This window comes from Kitasatospora sp. NPDC127035 (genome assembly GCF_042726075.1).
Taxonomy (GTDB): Bacteria; Actinomycetota; Actinomycetes; order Streptomycetales; family Streptomycetaceae; genus Kitasatospora.
This window is the reverse complement of record NZ_JBHXDN010000043.1, coordinates 16468-32778: the sequence shown is the minus strand read 5'-3', so window position 1 is coordinate 32778 and position 16311 is coordinate 16468. Positions and strand designations below refer to the sequence as shown.

Sequence of the window (16311 nt, the reverse complement as noted above, 5' to 3'; positions counted from 1 at the left end):
TCCGGGCGGTCAGATCCGGACCTCGACCGTGCCGACCGCCTTGTCGTGCAGACCCCGGGTGTCGCGGTCCCACACCAGGGCCGGCACCACCAGGCAGAGCAGCAGCGTGCGCAGCAGCACCTGCGGGATGGTGGCGCGGCTGCCGTCCAGGCGGACCACCCGCAGGCCGAACAGCCGCTTGCCGACGGTCGTCCCCGTCGTGGCGATCAGCAGGACGGTGACGGTGAAGAACAGCGGGGTGGTCCACAGGTTCGCCGAGGCCGGGGATCCCTTGGAGACCAGCCCGAAGGCGACCAGCGCGACCAGCCAGCCGTCGACGAACAGCGCGCCCATCCGGCGGCCGGGGCCGCCGACCGAGCCGGGGCCCTCCTGGGGCAGCCCGAGGCGCTCACCGCGGTAGCCGAAGTCGGCGCCCATCTTCTCGGCGGCCGCTTTCGGGCCGTCGATCCACGATCCCAACGCTTCTCTGGTGTCCACCGATCCACACTAACCGGGCATACACCCGGCACCGCCACCGGCTCCCCCGAGGAGTCCCGGAGAACTCCCGGGGTAGTCCCGAGGTAGCCCCGGGGTAGCCCACCGAAGAGTGAACCGCGCCACTCGGGCTTTCCGTCACCCTCTCCAAGTGGTCCAGACCACTTGGAGGGCCCCACCTGGGAGGGCGAGGCGTTTTGTCCAGACCCGTACGTCTTTGCCGCCCGCCCGACAACGGCGGTTAACATTCAGGAAACGACTGGGTCACCGGTCGGAAACGGGCCATTCCTAGGGTGAGCCCCATTCGCACGCCGAGGAGGACGAATGTTCAACAACGCCACCGAAGTGAAGCAGTTCATTCAGGACAACGACGTCAAGTTCGTCGATGTCCGGTTCTGCGACCTGCCGGGCGTCATGCAGCACTTCTCCGTACCTGCGGCGACCTTCGACCCGTCCGAGATCCTGATGTTCGACGGCTCGTCGATCCGTGGCTTCCAGGCCATCCACGAGTCGGACATGGCCCTGGTCCCCGACCTCGCCACGGCCAGGCTCGACCCGTTCCGCCAGGTGAAGCACCTCAACATCAACTTCTTCATCCAGGACCCGGTGACCGGCGAGGCCTACAGCCGCGACCCGCGCAACGTCGCCAAGAAGGCCGAGGCCTACCTCGCCTCCTCCGGCATCGCCGACACCGCCTTCTTCGGGCCCGAGGCCGAGTTCTACGTCTTCGACTCGGTGCGGTTCGACACCAGCGCCAACGCCTCCTACTACCACATCGACTCGGAGGCGGGCGCCTGGAACACCGGCTCCGCCGAGGGCGACGCGCGCGGCTACAAGGTCAAGTACAAGGGCGGCTACTTCCCCGTCCCGCCCGTCGACCACTTCGCCGACCTGCGCGCCGAGATGTCCCTGGAGCTGGCCAAGGCCGGCCTGGAGGTCGAGCGCCAGCACCACGAGGTCGGCACGGCCGGCCAGGCGGAGATCAACTACAAGTACAACACCCTGCTGCACGCCGCCGACGACCTGATGCTGTTCAAGTACATCATCAAGAACGTCGCCTGGCGCAACGGCAAGACGGCCACCTTCATGCCGAAGCCGATCTTCGGCGACAACGGCTCGGGCATGCACGTCCACCAGTCGCTGTGGACCGAGGGCTCCCCGCTCTTCTACGACGAGCAGGGCTACGCCGGGCTCTCCGACACCGCCCGCTACTACATCGGCGGTCTGCTCAAGCACGCCCCGTCGCTGCTGGCCTTCACCAACCCCTCGGTGAACTCCTACCACCGCCTGGTGCCCGGCTTCGAGGCCCCGGTCAACCTGGTCTACTCGCAGCGCAACCGCTCGGCCGCGATCCGCATCCCGATCACCGGCTCCAACGCCAAGGCCAAGCGCATCGAGTTCCGCGCGCCCGACCCGGCCTCCAATCCGTACCTGGCCTTCGCCGCCATGCTGATGGCCGGCCTGGACGGCATCAAGAACAAGATCGAGCCGCTGGAGCCGGTCGACAAGGACCTCTACGAGCTGGCCCCCGAGGAGCACGCCAACGTCCCCCAGGTGCCGGCCTCCCTCCCGGCCGTCCTGGAGGCCCTGGAGGCCGACCACGAGTACCTGCTCGCGGGCAACGTCTTCACGCCCGACCTGATCGAGACCTGGATCGACTTCAAGCGCACCCAGGAGATCGCCCCCATCGCCCTCCGGCCCCACCCGCACGAGTTCGAGCTCTACTACGACCTGTAGACCGCGGACACCGCGACGCGTGTCCCGGCTGCGGCCGGGGGCGCGGGCGGGTCGGACACGCAGGCGCCCCCGGGCCCCGTCGCTCTCACCGGAGTGCGACGGGGCCCGGCGCCGTGCTGCGGGCGACTGGGCGGGTGGGGCGGCGGGAGCCGCGCGATACTGGGGGCATGGCGAAGAACACTCCGCCGCCGCACGCTCCGCCGACCGTCACGGTCAAGGGCCGGGCCCTGCGGCTGCGTACGATCGGGATCGCCGTCCTCGCGGTCCTCGCTGTCTGGTTCATCGCGGCCAACACGGAGTCGGTCTCGATCACCATGTGGATCGTCGACGTCACGATGCCCCTGTGGGTGGTCCTGACGGTGACCCTGGTGGTCGGCCTGATCATCGGCTTCTTCCTCGCCCGGCGCCGCCCGAAGGGCTAGCGGCCTACCGCCGCGGTGTGCGGGAGGGGGCCGCCGGGCGCATCCGGGCCCTCGGACGCCGGCCGCGGCGGAGGTGCAGGAGACGGCCAGGTCGAGCGAACCGTTGCGGGCGGGCACCGGGCCGAGGATGAGGTTCTGGGCGACGTCGGCGACGGCCTGCGCGTCGGCCAGGTCGCGTTCGGCCAGGCGGCGCTGCTCCCCGGCGTCCCTCCGGTGCGCCTCGGCCAGGCGGTGGGCGCCGGAGGCGCAGGCGCCCGCGGCCGTCGCGGCGACCACCGCGCCGTAGGCCACGAAGGCGCGCTCCGAGGTCGGGATGCCGTTGACGGCCGCTGCCCCCAGGCAGGCGAGGAGCGCGGTGGTTCCGACGAGGAGGACCCGCCGGGGCGCGGAGCCCACGGCGGCGAGGGCCGGTGGCGCCGCCAGCAGGGCGAGCAGGATCGTGGCGCCGACCAGGACGTCGAGCGCCGTCACGACGGCGATCAGCGCGTACGGCAGGAGGGCGTCCGTGGGTACGCGGGGGCGCACGGGGCGGGCGCCCATCGGGTGTTCCCTTCGGGCGGGTGCTCGGGGAGCCGAACCCCGCCCAGCCCGACGGGGTGGCTGACGGGCACCCCCCGGATCCCTCTCCTCAGGGACAAAAGATAGGTAAAGCGACAGACGAACGGGGGGAAACCGGAACAAATGTGATCGATCCGCCAAACAGTCCTCGTGGCCGAAGGCAGGACCAGGGCGGGGCGGGGGTGGGGGCGGGGACGAACGCCGAGGGGCTGCTCCTGTGCGTCAGCGGACCGTGACGGGGAGCGTGTCGAAGCCCCGCAGGACGAGGCGGTCACGGCGGGTCGGCACGCCGCCGGGGGCCAGCCTCGGGAAGCGGTCAAGGAGGGCGGGCACGGCGACGTCCGCCTCCAGGCGGGCGAGCTGACTGCCGAGGCAGAAGTGCGGCCCGCCGCCGAAGCTGAGCGGCTGGCTGTCCGTCCGGGTCGGGTCGAAGCGCTCGGGGCGCAGGTAGCGGGTCGGGTCGTGGTTGGCCGCGCCCAGCATGACGAACACCACCGTGCCGGGCGGCGCGGGCAGGTCGGCCACCGTCAGCCCGTCGGCGGCGGCGACCCGGGTGGTGAGCTGGACCGGCGAGTCGAAGCGCAGCACCTCGTCCGTGAAGAGCCCCGGGGGCAGCGCACCGGTGCGCAGCCCGTCCGCGGCCTCCGGGTGGTGGAAGAGCTGGGCGAGGCCGTTGCCGAGCAGGTTGGTGGTGGTCTCGAATCCGGCCACCAAGAGCAGGACGAGGTTGCTCAGCAGCTCCTGGCCGGAGATCCGGTCCGGGGAGTCGGCGGCGATCCGGGCCAGGTCGCTGACCAGGTCGCCGGTCGGGCGGGCCAGTCGTTCGGCGACCAACTCGGTGAAGTAGGAGGACAGTTCCTCGGCGGCGGTGTCGGCGGAGTCGAGTTCGGCGAGGTCCTCGACCAGCTCCAGGGCGATGGTGAGGTCCGACGCCAGGGTGCGGAAGCGGTATCGGTCCGCGGCCGGGACGCCGAGCAGTTCACAGATCACCTCGACCGGCAGTCGGAAGGCGAAGGCCTCCATGAAGTCGACCGGAGAGCCGTCGGCACCCCGCTCGGCCATCTCGCCGAGCAGCCGCCCCACCGCCGTCGCGATCGTCGGGCGGAGCGCCGCCACCCGGCGGGCGTTGAAGGCCGAGGCGATCAGCGAACGGACCCGGGCGTGGTCGGGGGCGTTCCGCTGCAGGATCGACCGGCTGAGCAGGGCGATCGACGCGTGCGAGAACAGCTCGGATTCGGCCCCCGCCAGGGTCGCGGCGTCCTCCAGGGCGAAGGCGGGGTTGCGCAGCACCTGGTTGGCGGCGGTATGGCCGAGCGCCATGATCCCGCCCGGGCCGGCCGTGGCCGCGGCGCCCAGTTCATGGGCCCGCGCGTACAGCGGGTAGGGGTCGATCCTCCCCTCCGTGGTCATGAGCTGCTCGATGATCGCTGCGCCGTCCATCCGGTGCTCCCCTCCAGAGACCCGACTCCCTCGGGGGACCAACCATCGACAGGGGGGCGGTAGTTCCCGGTCGGCGGGAGTGCGGGAGGCAGGGGGAGGGGAGCACGGGAGGGCGTGCGTCGGGAGGTCGCTCGACGCCCCCGGGGCGTGCCGGCGGGCCCGTCGGGCCGACGCACGGCACGGGCGCGGGGCGCGGGGGCACGGCACGGGCGGGCGTCCGGGGTGCGGATCGTCGGTAGGCTGACGGGATGGAGATCTGGATCAACCCGCGCTGCGGGAAGTGCCGTGCCGCGCTCGGCGTCCTGGAGGGCGCGGGCGTCAAGTACACCGTGCGGCGCTATCTGGAGGATCCGCCGAGCGCCGCCGAGCTGGAGCAGGTCCTGGAGCGGCTCACGTTGGAACCGTGGGACATCACCCGGATCGAGGAGCCGGTGGCCAAGGAGCTCGGCATGAAGCAGTGGAGCCGGGAGCCCGACGACCGGGCCCGGTGGATCGCGGCCATGGCGGAGCACCCGATCCTGATCCAGCGCCCGATCATCACCGCGGACGACGGGCACGCACTCGTCGCGCGGACTCCCGAGGCGGTCAGGTCCGTCCTGCCGTAGGCCCGTCACGGGTGCGCCGCCGGGGTGCCGGGAAGTCCCGCCCCCGGGGCGCCGGGCCGGTGGGCACGGCCCTCAGCGGCGCTCGACGGTCCTCACCGGCTCGCCCGGCCGCCAGGAGCTGATCCGTACCGCGTCGTCCTCGACGGTGGTGTGCACGACCTGTTCCAGCTCCAGCCGGAAGGCGTGGTACGGGCCGGAGGGCGGCTCGGGGAGGTCGGCCTCGTAAGCGGCGACCTCGGCGGCGTCGGTCAACTCGACGGCCCGGCCGGAGACCTTGGAGTCACCGCCCGCGAGCGTCTCGTCGCTCGGGTTGCTGTGCAGGGCGAAGCGGGCGTCGCGGCGGAGGTCCGCGGCCTTGACCGCTCCGCCCATCGACCCGAGCATCAGGTCCGCGCCGATGAAGTCCACCTCGGTGCCGCTGACCCGGGGGGAACCGTCCTTGCGGAGCGTCGCCAGGACGTGGTGCTTGTTGGCCTCGAACCGGGCCCGCACGGCGGGGGCGAGGTCCGGCGCCTCGTGCTCGAAGTCCTGCCAGGTAGCCATGGCGCCAGTCTGGCACCCGGTACCGACGGCCGCCCGGGCGGGCGGCGCGTACGCACGCGCCGCCCGCAGGAGGCCCGGGGCATGCGCCGGAGGACCGCGCGCGGGCCGGGTGTCGGTGGCCGGTGCCAGACTGGCCGGGTGACCACCACGACCACGTACATCGCCTTTCTGCGGGCCGTCAACGTCGGCGGCCGGACGGTGCGGATGGAACGGCTGCGCGCCCTCTTCGCCGAACTCGGCCTGGAGCGCGTCGGCTCGTACATCCAGAGCGGCAACGTCTTCTTCGCCGCCGACGCCCTCGGCCCGGCGGACCGCGCCGCCCTCACCGACCGGATCGAACAGCACCTGGCCGACTCGCTCGGCTATCCCGTGCCGGTGCTGCTGCGGACCGTCGACGAGGTCGAGGCCGTGCTCGCCGCCGAGCCCTTCGCCGGCGTCGAGGTGACCCCTGACGTCCGGCTGACGGTGAACTTCCTCTCCGAGCCGCTGCCCACGGACTTCCCGGTCCCGTACACCTCGCCGAAGGGCGACTACGAGGTGATCGGGGCCGACGCCGGCACCGCCTACGTGGTGGTGCACCTGAAGGACGGCAAGTGGGTGACCAGCGGTTCCCTCTTCGGCAAGTCCTACCGGGGCGCGGCGACTTCGCGCTTCCTGCACACCACCGTCAAGATCCTGGCAGCCGCCAGGAAGACCTGATCCGGCCACCGGCGGCCTCCGCGCCCCACCGCGCGCCCGCCTCCCCGCCGCACTGCCCGGCCACCCGCTCGTACGGATCGCCGGGCCGGGCCCGACGGACGGAGCCACGCCGGATCGAGCGGCGTACCGGACGGCGTACCGGGCGGGGGCGCCGCGCACGGTCGACCGGTCGGCTGCGCACGGGAGCCTGGACAGGCGGGCGGAGACGAGCCGACAATCAGGCCATGACGTCTCCAGAGATCCGGACACACGTGGTCCGGCCGTCCGAGGCCGAGCGGGAGCAGGCTCTCGACGTGCTGAGGGACGGCGCCGGCAGCGGCCGGCTGTCGCACGACACCTTCCTCGGACGGCTGGACCTCGTCCTCCACGCGAGCAGCCGGTCCGAGCTGAACGCCGCGATGGCGGACCTGCCGGCCGGGAACCCGGTCGGACGGTTCGTGCTGCGGGCGGTCGGCCGGGTGTCGGCGTTCGGGGTGCGGCTGCGCGGGGCCTGGCGCGTCGAACGACTGCCGGGCCTGAGCCTCCCGCACGCCGGCGCACGGAAGTTGACGATAGGCCGGATCCCCGGGTCGGGGCTGCGGCTGAACGACGCCTCGGTCTCCCGGCACCACGCCGAGCTGCGGCGCGAGGGCGAGGACTGGGTGCTGTACGACCTCGGGTCGACCAACGGCACGCACGTGAACGGGTACCGGATCGCCGGCGGGGTGCGGGTCCGACCGGGCGACCAGGTACGGTTCGGCAACCTGGAGTTCCGGCTCGCGGCGGGCTGAGCGGACGCGTCGTCAGGGGGCGGACCGGGGAGGCGGCAGCACCGGTCCGCCGGCTTGTCGGCGGACCGGTCCGTGGCCCTGCTCCGCGGGCCCCGGACGGCCGGACGGATTGTCAGCGGTAGGTGCTTGGATACGGGCATGGACCAGGACACCGCGCACACCACTCTTGCCGCCGACGCGCTGCGGGACGCCGAGGAACGGGCCCGCGAGCTGATCCGGTGCGGCTTCCAGGAGCCGGACGAGATAGTCGAGTCCCTGGTCGAGGACCTCGACGACCAGGGACTGACGGCGGAGGAGGCGGAGCGGATCGTCGCTCCGCTGTGGCGGGCACGTCTGGAGGAACAGGCGTCCTGGCCGGAGACGACCGACGTCGACCGGCTGGAGGCCGCCTTCGACACCCTGGAGGAGCAGGGCATCGTCGCCGCGATGGACTTCACCTGCTGTGCGAGCTGCGGATACGCGGAGATCGGCGGCGAGGCCGACGAGGACTCGCGCGGCTTCGTCTTCTTCCACCAGCAGGACACCGAACGGGTCGCCACCGGCGGTTCGTTGATGCTGCGGTACGGCGGTTTCCAGGTGGACGGCGAGTCGACGGAGGCGGCCGTCCGGCGGACGGTCCGGGTCGGGCGCGAGGTGGTCTCGGCGCTCAAGGAGGTGGGGCTGCCGGTGAAGTGGGACGGCTCGCCGGAGGTGGCGATCACGGTCACGCCGATGGTCTGGCTCAACCGCCTGCCGGAGTAACCGCGTTCGGGGACCACGGCAACAGTGCCCGCAGCGGCTACCCCCTTGGCTCTCCCCGGCGGTCGCGAGGCGGCGGCGGAGGCGCCGACGGTCAGCGGACGACGTGGAGTTCGGCTGTGTGCCCACGTGCGTCGGCATGGCGGAGGGTGATCTTCGCCGTACCGACGGCGGTCTCGGTGTCCTCGGTGAGGGTCCTGGTCTCCTCGCCGAGCCTGACCTCGGCCGTGGTGTCGGTGATCCGGCCGACGGTCAGCCGGACGGTCCGGTCGCCGCCGAACACCTCGACGGTGTGGGTGGAGTCGGCGTTGTCGGTGCGGACGACGACGTCGCAACTGTCGTCGCTGAGGCAGAGCGAGGCGCCGCCCTTGCAGGCGGTGAGCCCGGCGCCGAGCAGCAGCACGGCGCCTGCGGCGAGGGCGGCCGAGCGGGCGACCGGGCCAAGGCGGCGGGCCGCCCCGGGAGCGGGCCGGTGCCCTGCGCGGCGGTCGGGGCGGTCGGGGTGGTCGTGACGGTCGGATCGGTCGAAGTCACGGTCGTCGTGGCGGTGGCGGTCGCGGTGCGAAGCGGTCGGCGCACTGGTCATGGCATCGACGGTAGGGGCGTCTCCCGCGCCGGCCATCGCCCCTCGGCGGTACCCGCTCCCTGGTCGGCCCCGGACCGCGCGGGCGGTCGCACCCCGGAGACGGATGGGTCGAAACCCCTAGGGGTCGAACGGAGTTGGAGGTCCGAAGAGGATCTCCACCGAGGCCCTCCCCCCGGCCCGTTCTGCACCGAACCGTGCCCCGACGCGATCGGCATGTGCCACTGACATGTGTCGGCGTCCCGTGCCACGCGCGTAGAACGAGGCCACGAAAAAGGCCCGCGGGTCAGTCCCCGGCGACGTCCCAGGACTCGGGCGTCCCCCACAGCGGCGCCGTGCAGCGCTGGTAGGTCGCCTGCCAGTGCGGCCAGTGCCGGGCCACCGCGTCGTCGCAGTCCGCCACCAACCGCTCGACCGTCGCCGGTTCGACGCCGTCCAGCAGCCAGGCGAGCGCGTCGGCGGTGCCCGGCCCGCCCGCGACGTGCAGCACGTCCAGCAGCTCGGACAGGCTGCCGACCCGGGAGTTCTCCGTGAAGACCCGCTCCATCCGGGGCAGCAGCTGCCGCTCCTCGATCCTCAGATGGGTCTCCAGCCGCGCCGCCAGGTCCTCGATCGCGTAGGCCACCGGCCAGACCGAGCCGGCGTCCCGGCTGGCGATCCGGACCAGGGTGGTGACCCGGGTGAAGGAGTGGTCGAGGTTGTGGTGGTCGGCCTCCAGCCAGTTGAGCAGCAGCCGCAGCTCGGGCGCGAACCGGCTGACGATCGGCCAGATCCGGGTGTCCTGCTGCTCGTGGTGGCAGGTCAGCATGGTGGTGACGAAGTTCCAGTGCCGCAACAGTGCGGCACCCTTCTCGTCCTCGCCGGGCTGGATCAGCCGGAGCGCGTTGGGCAGCCGGGCGAGGTCCCGGCGGAGCGCGGCGTGCACCAGCTTCAGCCCGGCGAAGCGGACGGCCTGCGGTTCCTCGTCGGCGGTGCGCTCACGCGACGAGCCCCCCTGGGCAGGGACGGACGGAGACGCTACGGGCAACAGGTGGCTGGGCATGGCACTCTCTTCACGGCTTGGCTGGGCTGGGCTCGACCTGGGCACAGCTGGCGGGCCGGCTGTCCCACCACAGTGGGCAGAGCACATCAGGACGGAATCAATGTCCGATTGACGTGCAGGTCAGGGGCCCGGCGCAGGGTTCCCCCCGGACTCTCGGGAGGCGCGAGATCCCTCCGGCCCCACTCCGTGCAGGGGGTGAGGTTCGTCCGGCGCACCGGGGAGCGGAGGAGGGACGGCGAGGACGGATGCCACCGGAAGGCGCACAGCCACGCCCGGACGACGCCCGCCGGCCCGGCGGGCGGGCGGGCGGAAGGCGGGCGGGCGGAAGGGGGGCGGGCGGAAGGGGGGCGACGCACGGCGGTAGGCCGGCGGGCCGGCGGGAGCTGACGAGGAGCGCGGGTTCGTCCGGGCGGTCGACGAGGGCCGGCGGGGCTCCGCGTACCGCTGAGCCCCGCGCCGGGTGCCCGGCACGGGGCTCGGCACGAGCACGGCTCAGTCGGCCTGCGGTCCTGCGAGGTTCTTGCTGAGCCACTGCAGGGTGTCCGGGATCATCTTCTTGAAGTCGCTGGTCAGGTGCTTGCCGCCGGGCTGCTCGTAGTACTCGACGGTGAGCGGCGGCGCGGCCTTGGCGGCCCACGCCTTGACCAGCTTCATCTCGTACGCGTTGGCGCCGCCGGCGGTGGCGAGGATCCGCACGTCGGCCTTGCCCTGGGTGACCAGCAGTTCGGGGCTGTTGGCCTGCCGCTCGGCGTCGTGTCCCTTCCAGAGCGGCGAGTCCGGGACGAAGTAGCCGTCGATCGGGACGGCGGCCTTGAACTTGTCCGGGTGCTGGAGGGCGAGCTTCGCACTGCAGAACGCGCCGGTGGAGGCGCCCATCAGGCCCCAGCCGTCGCGGCCCTTCACGGTGCGGAAGTTGGCCCGGACGAAGTCGGGGATGTCCTCGGCCATCCAGGTGCCCATCTTCGGCTGGCCCGGGATGTCCGCGCACTCCAGGGCCTTGGCCTCGTTGGAGTCGAGGTTCTGCACCGGCATCACCATGATGAAGGGGTGCGCCTTGCCCTGCTTGGAGAGGTCCGCGCCGTACTCCTGGATCGGCAGCTGGTTGTCGGTCCAGGTGTTGTAGCCGGCGCTCTGGCCGCCCGCGTAGAGGGTGAGCACCGGGAAGCCGGTCCGGGCGTACTTCGGGTCGTTGTACTCCGGCGGCAGCCAGACCCAGACCTTGCCGGAGACACCGGACTTGGGGCCGTTCAGCGTGGTCATGACGATCTGGCCGGCGGCGGTGTCCCGGGCCTTGGTGAAGGCGGCGGCCGGACCCGTGGGCATCAACACCTTGCCGGTGGCGCTCTGGGGCGGCGCAACCGGCGCGGCGGAGGTCGAGGTGGAACCGGCCGTCGGGGAGCCGGGGGCGGAGGACGACGCGGTGCCCGACGGCGAGGTACCCGAGGACGCGGTGCCCGAGGGCGAGGTACCCGAGGAGGAGGTGCCCGAGGAGGAGGGCGTCGAGGGCGAGGCGCCGCCGGCGCCCGTCGCGGCGCCGCCGCCCTTCACCGCGTCGCCCTTGGCGCTGCCGTCCGTACTGCCACAGGCCGCCAGGACGGCGGCCAGGGTGAAGGCGGTGGCGCCGGTCAGCACGGCGCGGAAACGGGTGGACTGCGGCTGCACGGTGAGAACTCTCCGACCGGTGTCGCGCCCGCTCCGGGGGAGCAAGGGCGGTGGCCCCGGGTGGGGCCGGACAGGCCCGGGGCGCGGCTACCTGCGAGACCCCCGGGAGGCGGCGCGCCGCCCTGCGGGGTGGCGTGCCGTCCTGCGATCTTATGACGTGGACCGGGGTGGGCCGGTTGCGCGCGGACCAGCGCAGACCCAATGTTTGTTCCCGATCGGGTAAAGGCTGCCAAGCCTCCCTGCCGACCGGCGGGGGCGGATCCCCGCCGGTCGGCGGGGTCGGTGAGGAGGCGGCCCTGACGGCGTCGCGGGTGCGGAGCCGCCCGCCCGGCCGAGCGCACGGCCGGGCGCGCGCTCGGCCGGCGGGGCGCGCTCGGACGGCGGGGCGCACAACCCGCCGCCCGGCAGGACGGGGCGAGCCTTGGATCCTCGTACCAGTGACGCGGCCCCCGGGATCGGGAACGATCGAGCCACCCGGCCGCCGGCCGAGACCCGTCACCCGCACCCCGTGTCCACCCCCACCCGCCCCGCCCCGCCAGAGGAGCCCGCCGTGTCCCAGCCGATCGACCACCGCACCGCCGTCGTCACCGGAGCCGGCAGCGGCGTGGGCCGCGCCGTAGCGGCGGAGCTCGCGGCCGGTGGCTGGCGGCTCGTCCTCGCCGGGCGCCGGGGCGATCCGCTCCACGAGACGGCCCGGCTGTGCGGCACCGGCGCGGCCGGCACGGCCGTGGTGCCGACCGACGTCACCGACCCGGCGGCCGTGGACGCGCTCTTCGCCGCGGCCGTCGCCCGCTTCGGCCGGGTCGACCTGCTGTTCAACAACGCGGGCACGTTCGGCCCCCCTGCCCCGGTGGACGAGCTGGACGTCGCCGAGTGGCGGGCCGTGGTCGACCTCAACCTGACCGGGGCCTTCCTCTGCGCGCGCGCCGCGTTCCGGCAGATGCGCGCCCAGGACCCGCAGGGCGGCCGGATCATCAACAACGGCTCGATCTCCGCACACGTGCCGCGGCCGAACTCGGTCGCGTACACCGCGACCAAGCACGCCGTGACGGGTCTGACCAAGTCACTGTCGCTGGACGGCCGCCCGTACCGGATCGCCTGCGGGCAGATCGACATCGGCAACGCCGCCACGGAGATGACCGCGGCGATGACCCGGGGGGTGCGGCAGGCGGACGGGCGGATCGCGGTGGAACCGACCATGGACGTCACCGATGTCGCCCGCACCGTGCGGCACATGGCGGAGCTGCCGCTGGAGGCCAATGTGCAGTTCGCGACGGTGATGGCGACCGCCATGCCGTACATCGGCCGGGGCTAGCTCCCAGGGCGCCGGAGCCACGAGGACCGCCACCGCACCGAAGGCACCGGAACCACCGGAGCCACCGGAGCCACCGGAGCCACCGAGAGGGCTTCCGCCGAAGGGGCTTCGTGCAGAGGACGGCCGGCGCCCGCAGTGAAGCGGGGGCCGGCCGTCCGTCGGGGCACGGGCGGGGCTGTGGTTCAGCCTCGCCAGGTGTCGTTCAGGCTCACCCGGCCCGAGGCCGGCACGGTGGCGGTCCGGTTGGCGCCGGACTCCCAGGTGACGTTCCCGGCGGCGTCCTTGCGGACGTACTTGTAGGCGAAGGCCGTTCCGGCGGCCATCGCGACGTCCGCCTTCCACACCGGGTAGGCGGCCGAGGAGAGCGGCAGCGCGCGGCCGGCGTCCCAGCCGCCGAGGGCCGCGTTGTCGCCGACCACGAAGACGTTCTGGCCCCACGCGGTGGTCGCGTTGACCGCGAAGGAGGCCCCGCCGGTCACCACCGTGCCGCTCCCGGGCGCACCGACGTGGAGCGCGACCGCGTCCCCCGCCCCGACGGTGGCGGTGAACCGCCCGTCCGGGCCGACCGTGTAGGACGGACCGGTGCAGCCGCCGGCCGCCGCGTCGCCGTGCTGGACGTCGCAGTAGCTGCCGGCCGGCAGGGAGGTCTGGAAGGTCCGGGTGATCGCCCCGCCCTCCCGGTTGACCGCCACGAATCCCTTGCCGCCGCGCCCGAAGGCGATCGCGTTGTTGCCGTTGGACCACCAGTCGGTCAGCCCGGTGCCGGCCACCGCGTTGCGGAAGCCGACCATGTTGGCCACCTGGCGCCAGGCGTGCGTGCAGTTCCAGCCGTCCTGGTAGCAGGCGTTGACGGTGCCGCCGTTGGGCGGGCCGTCGTCGTGACCGGTGAAGGCGTAGCCGGAGTAGACGTTGGGCGCGCCGTACGGGTGGGCCAGCAGGAAGACGTTGGCCAGGGTGTACGCCGAGCCGTCCTTGTAGGTGAGCGTGGAGCCGTTCCGCTCGGTGTCCCAGTTGTCGACGAAGGTCCGGGCCCTGTCGGTCGGGAGCAGGCCGGAACCCCAGCCGGACAGGTCGGCGAGCCGTCCTCCCTGGAACGCGCTCTTCAGCCAGGTGCCGGAGCGGAACTCGTCGACGTCGCCGGTACCGGTGTACTCGGAGGGCTGGACCGGTTCGCCCGCGCCGTAGATGACCTCCTGCACCCAGTACGCCTGCCGGTTCGCCGTTCTGGCCTTGATCGCTGCGAGGTCTGCGGCGGCGATGTGCTTGGCCGCGTCGATCCGGTAGCCGTCGACGCCCAGCGAGGCCAGGTCGTCGAGGTAGCGCGCGACGGTCTGCTGGACGTGGGCGCTGCCGGTGTCGAGGTCGGAGAGGTTGACCAGCTCACAGTTCTGCACGTTGGAGCGGTCGTTGTAGTTGCTGATCGCGGTGCGGCAGGAGTGGAAGTCCTGGTCCTGGTAGAAGCCGGGGTAGGCGTACTTGCCGTACGCGGTGCCGCCGGTGCCGGTCCCGGCGCCGGCCGACATGTGGTTGATCACCGCGTCGGCGATCACCTTGACGCCGGCGGCGTGGCAGGTGTCGATCATGTTCTTGAAGGCGGTCCGGTCGCCGAGTCGCCCGGCTATCCGGTAGCTGACCGGCTGGTAGGAGGTCCACCACTGGCCGCCCTGGATGTGTTCCTGGGGCGGCGAGACCTCGACGAAGCCGTAGCCCTTCGGGCCGAGGGTGTCGGTGCAGGCCTTGGCGACCGAGTCGAAGCGCCATTCGAAGAGCGTCGCGGTGACGTCCCTGCCGTTGCCGGGCGGGGCCGCCTGCGCGGCGGGGGCGGCGGCGAGGGCCGCGGTGAGCGAGAGCGCGAGGGCCGCCGAGGCGGCGAGTGCGCCGGCCGTCCGGGCGGGCCGGCGGGCGGGGGCGGTGGTGACCACGTTGTCTCCTGGGGTGGCTGGGGTGGGGGCAGCCCGGGTACTGCGTGCGAAAGCTTGCTGAAACTTTCAGGAAACTTGCAGCGCTGAACCTAGAGTCGACACCGAGGCCCGTCAAGGGCCTGGAAGGAACGTTTCGGCAGCCCGAAAAAACTCGTGTGCGACTTTCCCGGTCCCCGCAGCGTGGATAAGAACGGTGGCCGAGAACGATCGGTCCCGGAGGCACCGGCGCGAGCGCGCGTCCGGGCAGCACACGGCACGAGCAGCACACGCACGGGCAGCACCGGCCCGGGCAACACACGGCACGAGCAGCACACGCACGGGGGACGGCATGGACAGGGCGGGCGACTTCGAGGAGTTCGCGGCCAATCGGGCCGGACGGCTCTTCCAGGTCGCCTACCTGATGTGCGGCGACTGGCACCAGGCCCAGGACCTCGTCCAGACCACCCTCGCCAAGCTCTACTCGGTCTGGGGCCGGCTCCGCCGGGGCGACGACGAACCGTCGATCGACGCCTACGCCCGCAAGGTGCTGCTCCGCTGTTACCTCTCCCACCGACGGCTGCGCCGCTCCGGCGAGATCGCCGTCGCCGAGCTCCCCGACACCCCGGTCCGCCCCGACGACCACCCCGCCAACGGCTCCGAGCTGCGGCTCACCCTGGTCGCGGCCCTGCGCACGCTGCCGCCCCGCAACCGCGCCGTGGTCGTCCTGCGCTACCTGGAGGACCACCCCATCGAGGCCGTCGCCGAGATGCTCGGCACCACCCCGGCCGCCGTCAAGGGGCTCTCCACCCGCTCGCTCGCCCGGCTGCGCGAGATCCTTGCGGACGACCGCGAACTACTGTTCCGGCCCTGACGGCCACCCCGACCCGGCCGGCCCCGCCTCGCCGGCCCCGCCCCGGACGCCCCGCCCCGGACGCCCCGCCCCGACCCACCGCCACCAGGAGCCCCGCCATGGCCCCCGACCCGGACCTCGAACACGACCTGGGCAGGCTGCTCGCCGACAGCGTCCAGGACCTGCACCCGCCGGTCGCCGTGATGATCGCCGAGGCCACCCGGCACGGCCGCGTGCTGCGCCGTCGCCGACGGCTGGGCACGGCCGCCTCGGCCGGCGCCGCGCTCGCGCTGGCCGTCACCGTCGCCTTGACGGGTCTGCCCGGGCCGGCCGGCGTCGGCACCGGCCCGGCCGCCCCGACCTCCGCCCCGAACGGCACGGCCGCGACGGCTTCGGCGACCGCGCCAACCGCCGACGCCGGCCCGGAGCTCCTGCGGGCGCGTCAGCGCACCGCGCTGCAGTCCGCGCTGGCCGGCCTGCTCGGCCCAGGCACCCGGCTGGACCCTGAGCCCGGCGCCGACCAGCTCACCCTCGACCCGGCGGCCGACGCCGTGCTCTGGACCAGGTACGACGACGGTCGGGGCGCGGCCACCGTCTCCGTCGAGGTGCACGGCCCGGCCTCGCAGGCCGCCGCCCCCACCTGCGAGCTCCGCACCGACGGGGAGCGGGAGGCCGGTTACCGCTGCTCGACGGTCCCCGGGCCCGGCCGGGACCCGCAGGTCGTCGAGGTCCTGGAGACGGCCGCCACCGGCTGGGTCACGTACCGGATCTGGACGCCCCTGCCGGACGGCACCCGGGTCGCGGTCGCCGTCCACAACGGCACCCTGCACGACCCCGACGACCCGATCCTCCACGCCCGGCGGACCAGGGACGCCCCGCCGCACGACCTGACGTGGTGGCAGGAGGCCGCCGCCGACGGCGCCTGGCGGCAGATCCCGGGGCTCGACGGACGGAGCCGGTGACGCGGGCACA

At 73.2% G+C, this 16311-nt stretch carries 16 protein-coding genes; 9 read left to right on the top strand and 7 right to left on the bottom strand.

Features of this window, described 5'->3' with window-relative positions; genetic code table 11:
- Window positions 1-9 precede the first annotated feature (9 nt).
- A complete protein-coding gene (locus ACFWIC_RS26540; protein ID WP_329881713.1) occupies window positions 10-477 on the bottom strand; it encodes an RDD family protein in 468 nt (155 codons plus the stop codon).
- Between the two features lie 321 nt (window positions 478-798).
- Here ACFWIC_RS26540 and glnA point away from each other — a divergent pair, with 321 nt between their 5' ends.
- The gene (gene glnA / locus ACFWIC_RS26535) at window positions 799-2211 is read left to right on the top strand and encodes a type I glutamate--ammonia ligase (protein ID WP_329881714.1); all 1413 of its coding nucleotides are present in this window, start codon (window positions 799-801) and stop codon (window positions 2209-2211) included.
- Window positions 2212-2378: 167 nt separating this feature from the next.
- A complete protein-coding gene (locus ACFWIC_RS26530) occupies window positions 2379-2633 on the top strand; it encodes a DUF1049 domain-containing protein (protein WP_329949908.1) in 255 nt (84 codons plus the stop codon).
- A gap of 780 nt (window positions 2634-3413) precedes the next feature.
- On the opposite strand, the gene ACFWIC_RS26525 is transcribed toward ACFWIC_RS26530, so the two are convergent.
- A complete protein-coding gene (locus tag ACFWIC_RS26525; protein ID WP_380520172.1) occupies window positions 3414-4631 on the bottom strand; it encodes a cytochrome P450 in 1218 nt (405 codons plus the stop codon).
- 248 nt (window positions 4632-4879) lie between these two features.
- On the opposite strand from ACFWIC_RS26525, the gene ACFWIC_RS26520 reads away from it, so the two are divergent.
- The gene (locus ACFWIC_RS26520; protein WP_329949910.1) at window positions 4880-5236 is read left to right on the top strand and encodes an arsenate reductase family protein; all 357 of its coding nucleotides are present in this window, start codon (window positions 4880-4882) and stop codon (window positions 5234-5236) included.
- A gap of 72 nt (window positions 5237-5308) precedes the next feature.
- Here the strand turns inward: ACFWIC_RS26520 and ACFWIC_RS26515 are convergent, their stop codons facing one another.
- On the bottom strand, window positions 5309-5779 hold the full coding sequence (locus ACFWIC_RS26515) for a pyridoxamine 5'-phosphate oxidase family protein (RefSeq protein ID WP_329881720.1): 471 nt from the start codon (window positions 5777-5779) through the stop codon (window positions 5309-5311).
- 138 nt (window positions 5780-5917) lie between these two features.
- On the opposite strand from ACFWIC_RS26515, the gene ACFWIC_RS26510 reads away from it, so the two are divergent.
- The 3 genes from ACFWIC_RS26510 to ACFWIC_RS26500 all read left to right on the top strand — a co-directional run bounded on the left by ACFWIC_RS26510 (window position 5918) and on the right by ACFWIC_RS26500 (window position 7989).
- Entirely contained in the window at window positions 5918-6478 is a 561-nt protein-coding gene (locus ACFWIC_RS26510; RefSeq protein ID WP_329881721.1) for a DUF1697 domain-containing protein, read from the top strand.
- Between the two features lie 224 nt (window positions 6479-6702).
- Window positions 6703-7248: a DUF1707 and FHA domain-containing protein gene (locus tag ACFWIC_RS26505; RefSeq protein WP_329949911.1), complete on the top strand. Its 546-nt coding sequence runs from the start codon at window positions 6703-6705 to the stop codon at window positions 7246-7248.
- 138 nt (window positions 7249-7386) lie between these two features.
- Entirely contained in the window at window positions 7387-7989 is a 603-nt protein-coding gene (locus tag ACFWIC_RS26500) for a DUF6891 domain-containing protein (protein ID WP_329881723.1), read from the top strand.
- 91 nt (window positions 7990-8080) lie between these two features.
- Here the strand turns inward: ACFWIC_RS26500 and ACFWIC_RS26495 are convergent, their stop codons facing one another.
- The 3 genes from ACFWIC_RS26495 to ACFWIC_RS26485 all read right to left on the bottom strand — a co-directional run bounded on the left by ACFWIC_RS26495 (window position 8081) and on the right by ACFWIC_RS26485 (window position 11273).
- Complete coding sequence (locus ACFWIC_RS26495; protein WP_380520171.1) at window positions 8081-8572, bottom strand: hypothetical protein; 492 nt, start codon at window positions 8570-8572, stop codon at window positions 8081-8083.
- A gap of 283 nt (window positions 8573-8855) precedes the next feature.
- Entirely contained in the window at window positions 8856-9611 is a 756-nt protein-coding gene (locus ACFWIC_RS26490; RefSeq protein ID WP_329949913.1) for a hemerythrin domain-containing protein, read from the bottom strand.
- 492 nt (window positions 9612-10103) lie between these two features.
- A complete protein-coding gene (locus ACFWIC_RS26485; protein WP_380520170.1) occupies window positions 10104-11273 on the bottom strand; it encodes an alpha/beta hydrolase in 1170 nt (389 codons plus the stop codon).
- 550 nt (window positions 11274-11823) lie between these two features.
- Between ACFWIC_RS26485 and ACFWIC_RS26480 the strand changes: the two genes are divergently transcribed.
- On the top strand, window positions 11824-12588 hold the full coding sequence (locus ACFWIC_RS26480; protein ID WP_329881727.1) for an SDR family oxidoreductase: 765 nt from the start codon (window positions 11824-11826) through the stop codon (window positions 12586-12588).
- A gap of 182 nt (window positions 12589-12770) precedes the next feature.
- On the opposite strand, the gene ACFWIC_RS26475 is transcribed toward ACFWIC_RS26480, so the two are convergent.
- Entirely contained in the window at window positions 12771-14510 is a 1740-nt protein-coding gene (locus ACFWIC_RS26475; RefSeq protein ID WP_380520169.1) for a carbohydrate-binding module family 20 domain-containing protein, read from the bottom strand.
- A gap of 328 nt (window positions 14511-14838) precedes the next feature.
- Here ACFWIC_RS26475 and ACFWIC_RS26470 point away from each other — a divergent pair, with 328 nt between their 5' ends.
- Window positions 14839-15360: a SigE family RNA polymerase sigma factor gene (locus tag ACFWIC_RS26470; protein WP_329881729.1), complete on the top strand. Its 522-nt coding sequence runs from the start codon at window positions 14839-14841 to the stop codon at window positions 15358-15360.
- Window positions 15361-15458: 98 nt separating this feature from the next.
- Window positions 15459-16301, top strand: a complete 843-nt coding sequence (locus ACFWIC_RS26465; protein ID WP_380520168.1) for a hypothetical protein — start codon at window positions 15459-15461, stop codon at window positions 16299-16301.
- Window positions 16302-16311 lie beyond the last annotated feature (10 nt).

Excerpts from the sequence above, each read along its gene's own strand:
- ACFWIC_RS26520 (WP_329949910.1), top strand. The coding sequence starts at position 4,880 with ATGGAGATCTGGATCAACCCGCGCTGCGGGAAGTGCCGTGCCGCGCTC.
- ACFWIC_RS26495 (WP_380520171.1), bottom strand. The coding sequence starts at position 8,572 with ATGACCAGTGCGCCGACCGCTTCGCACCGCGACCGCCACCGCCACGAC.
- ACFWIC_RS26515 (WP_329881720.1), bottom strand. The coding sequence starts at position 5,779 with ATGGCTACCTGGCAGGACTTCGAGCACGAGGCGCCGGACCTCGCCCCC.
- ACFWIC_RS26525 (WP_380520172.1), bottom strand. The coding sequence starts at position 4,631 with ATGGACGGCGCAGCGATCATCGAGCAGCTCATGACCACGGAGGGGAGG.
- ACFWIC_RS26505 (WP_329949911.1), top strand. The coding sequence starts at position 6,703 with ATGACGTCTCCAGAGATCCGGACACACGTGGTCCGGCCGTCCGAGGCC.
- ACFWIC_RS26530 (WP_329949908.1), top strand. The coding sequence starts at position 2,379 with ATGGCGAAGAACACTCCGCCGCCGCACGCTCCGCCGACCGTCACGGTC.
- ACFWIC_RS26470 (WP_329881729.1), top strand. The coding sequence starts at position 14,839 with ATGGACAGGGCGGGCGACTTCGAGGAGTTCGCGGCCAATCGGGCCGGA.
- ACFWIC_RS26490 (WP_329949913.1), bottom strand. The coding sequence starts at position 9,611 with ATGCCCAGCCACCTGTTGCCCGTAGCGTCTCCGTCCGTCCCTGCCCAG.
- ACFWIC_RS26500 (WP_329881723.1), top strand. The coding sequence starts at position 7,387 with ATGGACCAGGACACCGCGCACACCACTCTTGCCGCCGACGCGCTGCGG.
- glnA (WP_329881714.1), top strand. The coding sequence starts at position 799 with ATGTTCAACAACGCCACCGAAGTGAAGCAGTTCATTCAGGACAACGAC.
- ACFWIC_RS26465 (WP_380520168.1), top strand. The coding sequence starts at position 15,459 with ATGGCCCCCGACCCGGACCTCGAACACGACCTGGGCAGGCTGCTCGCC.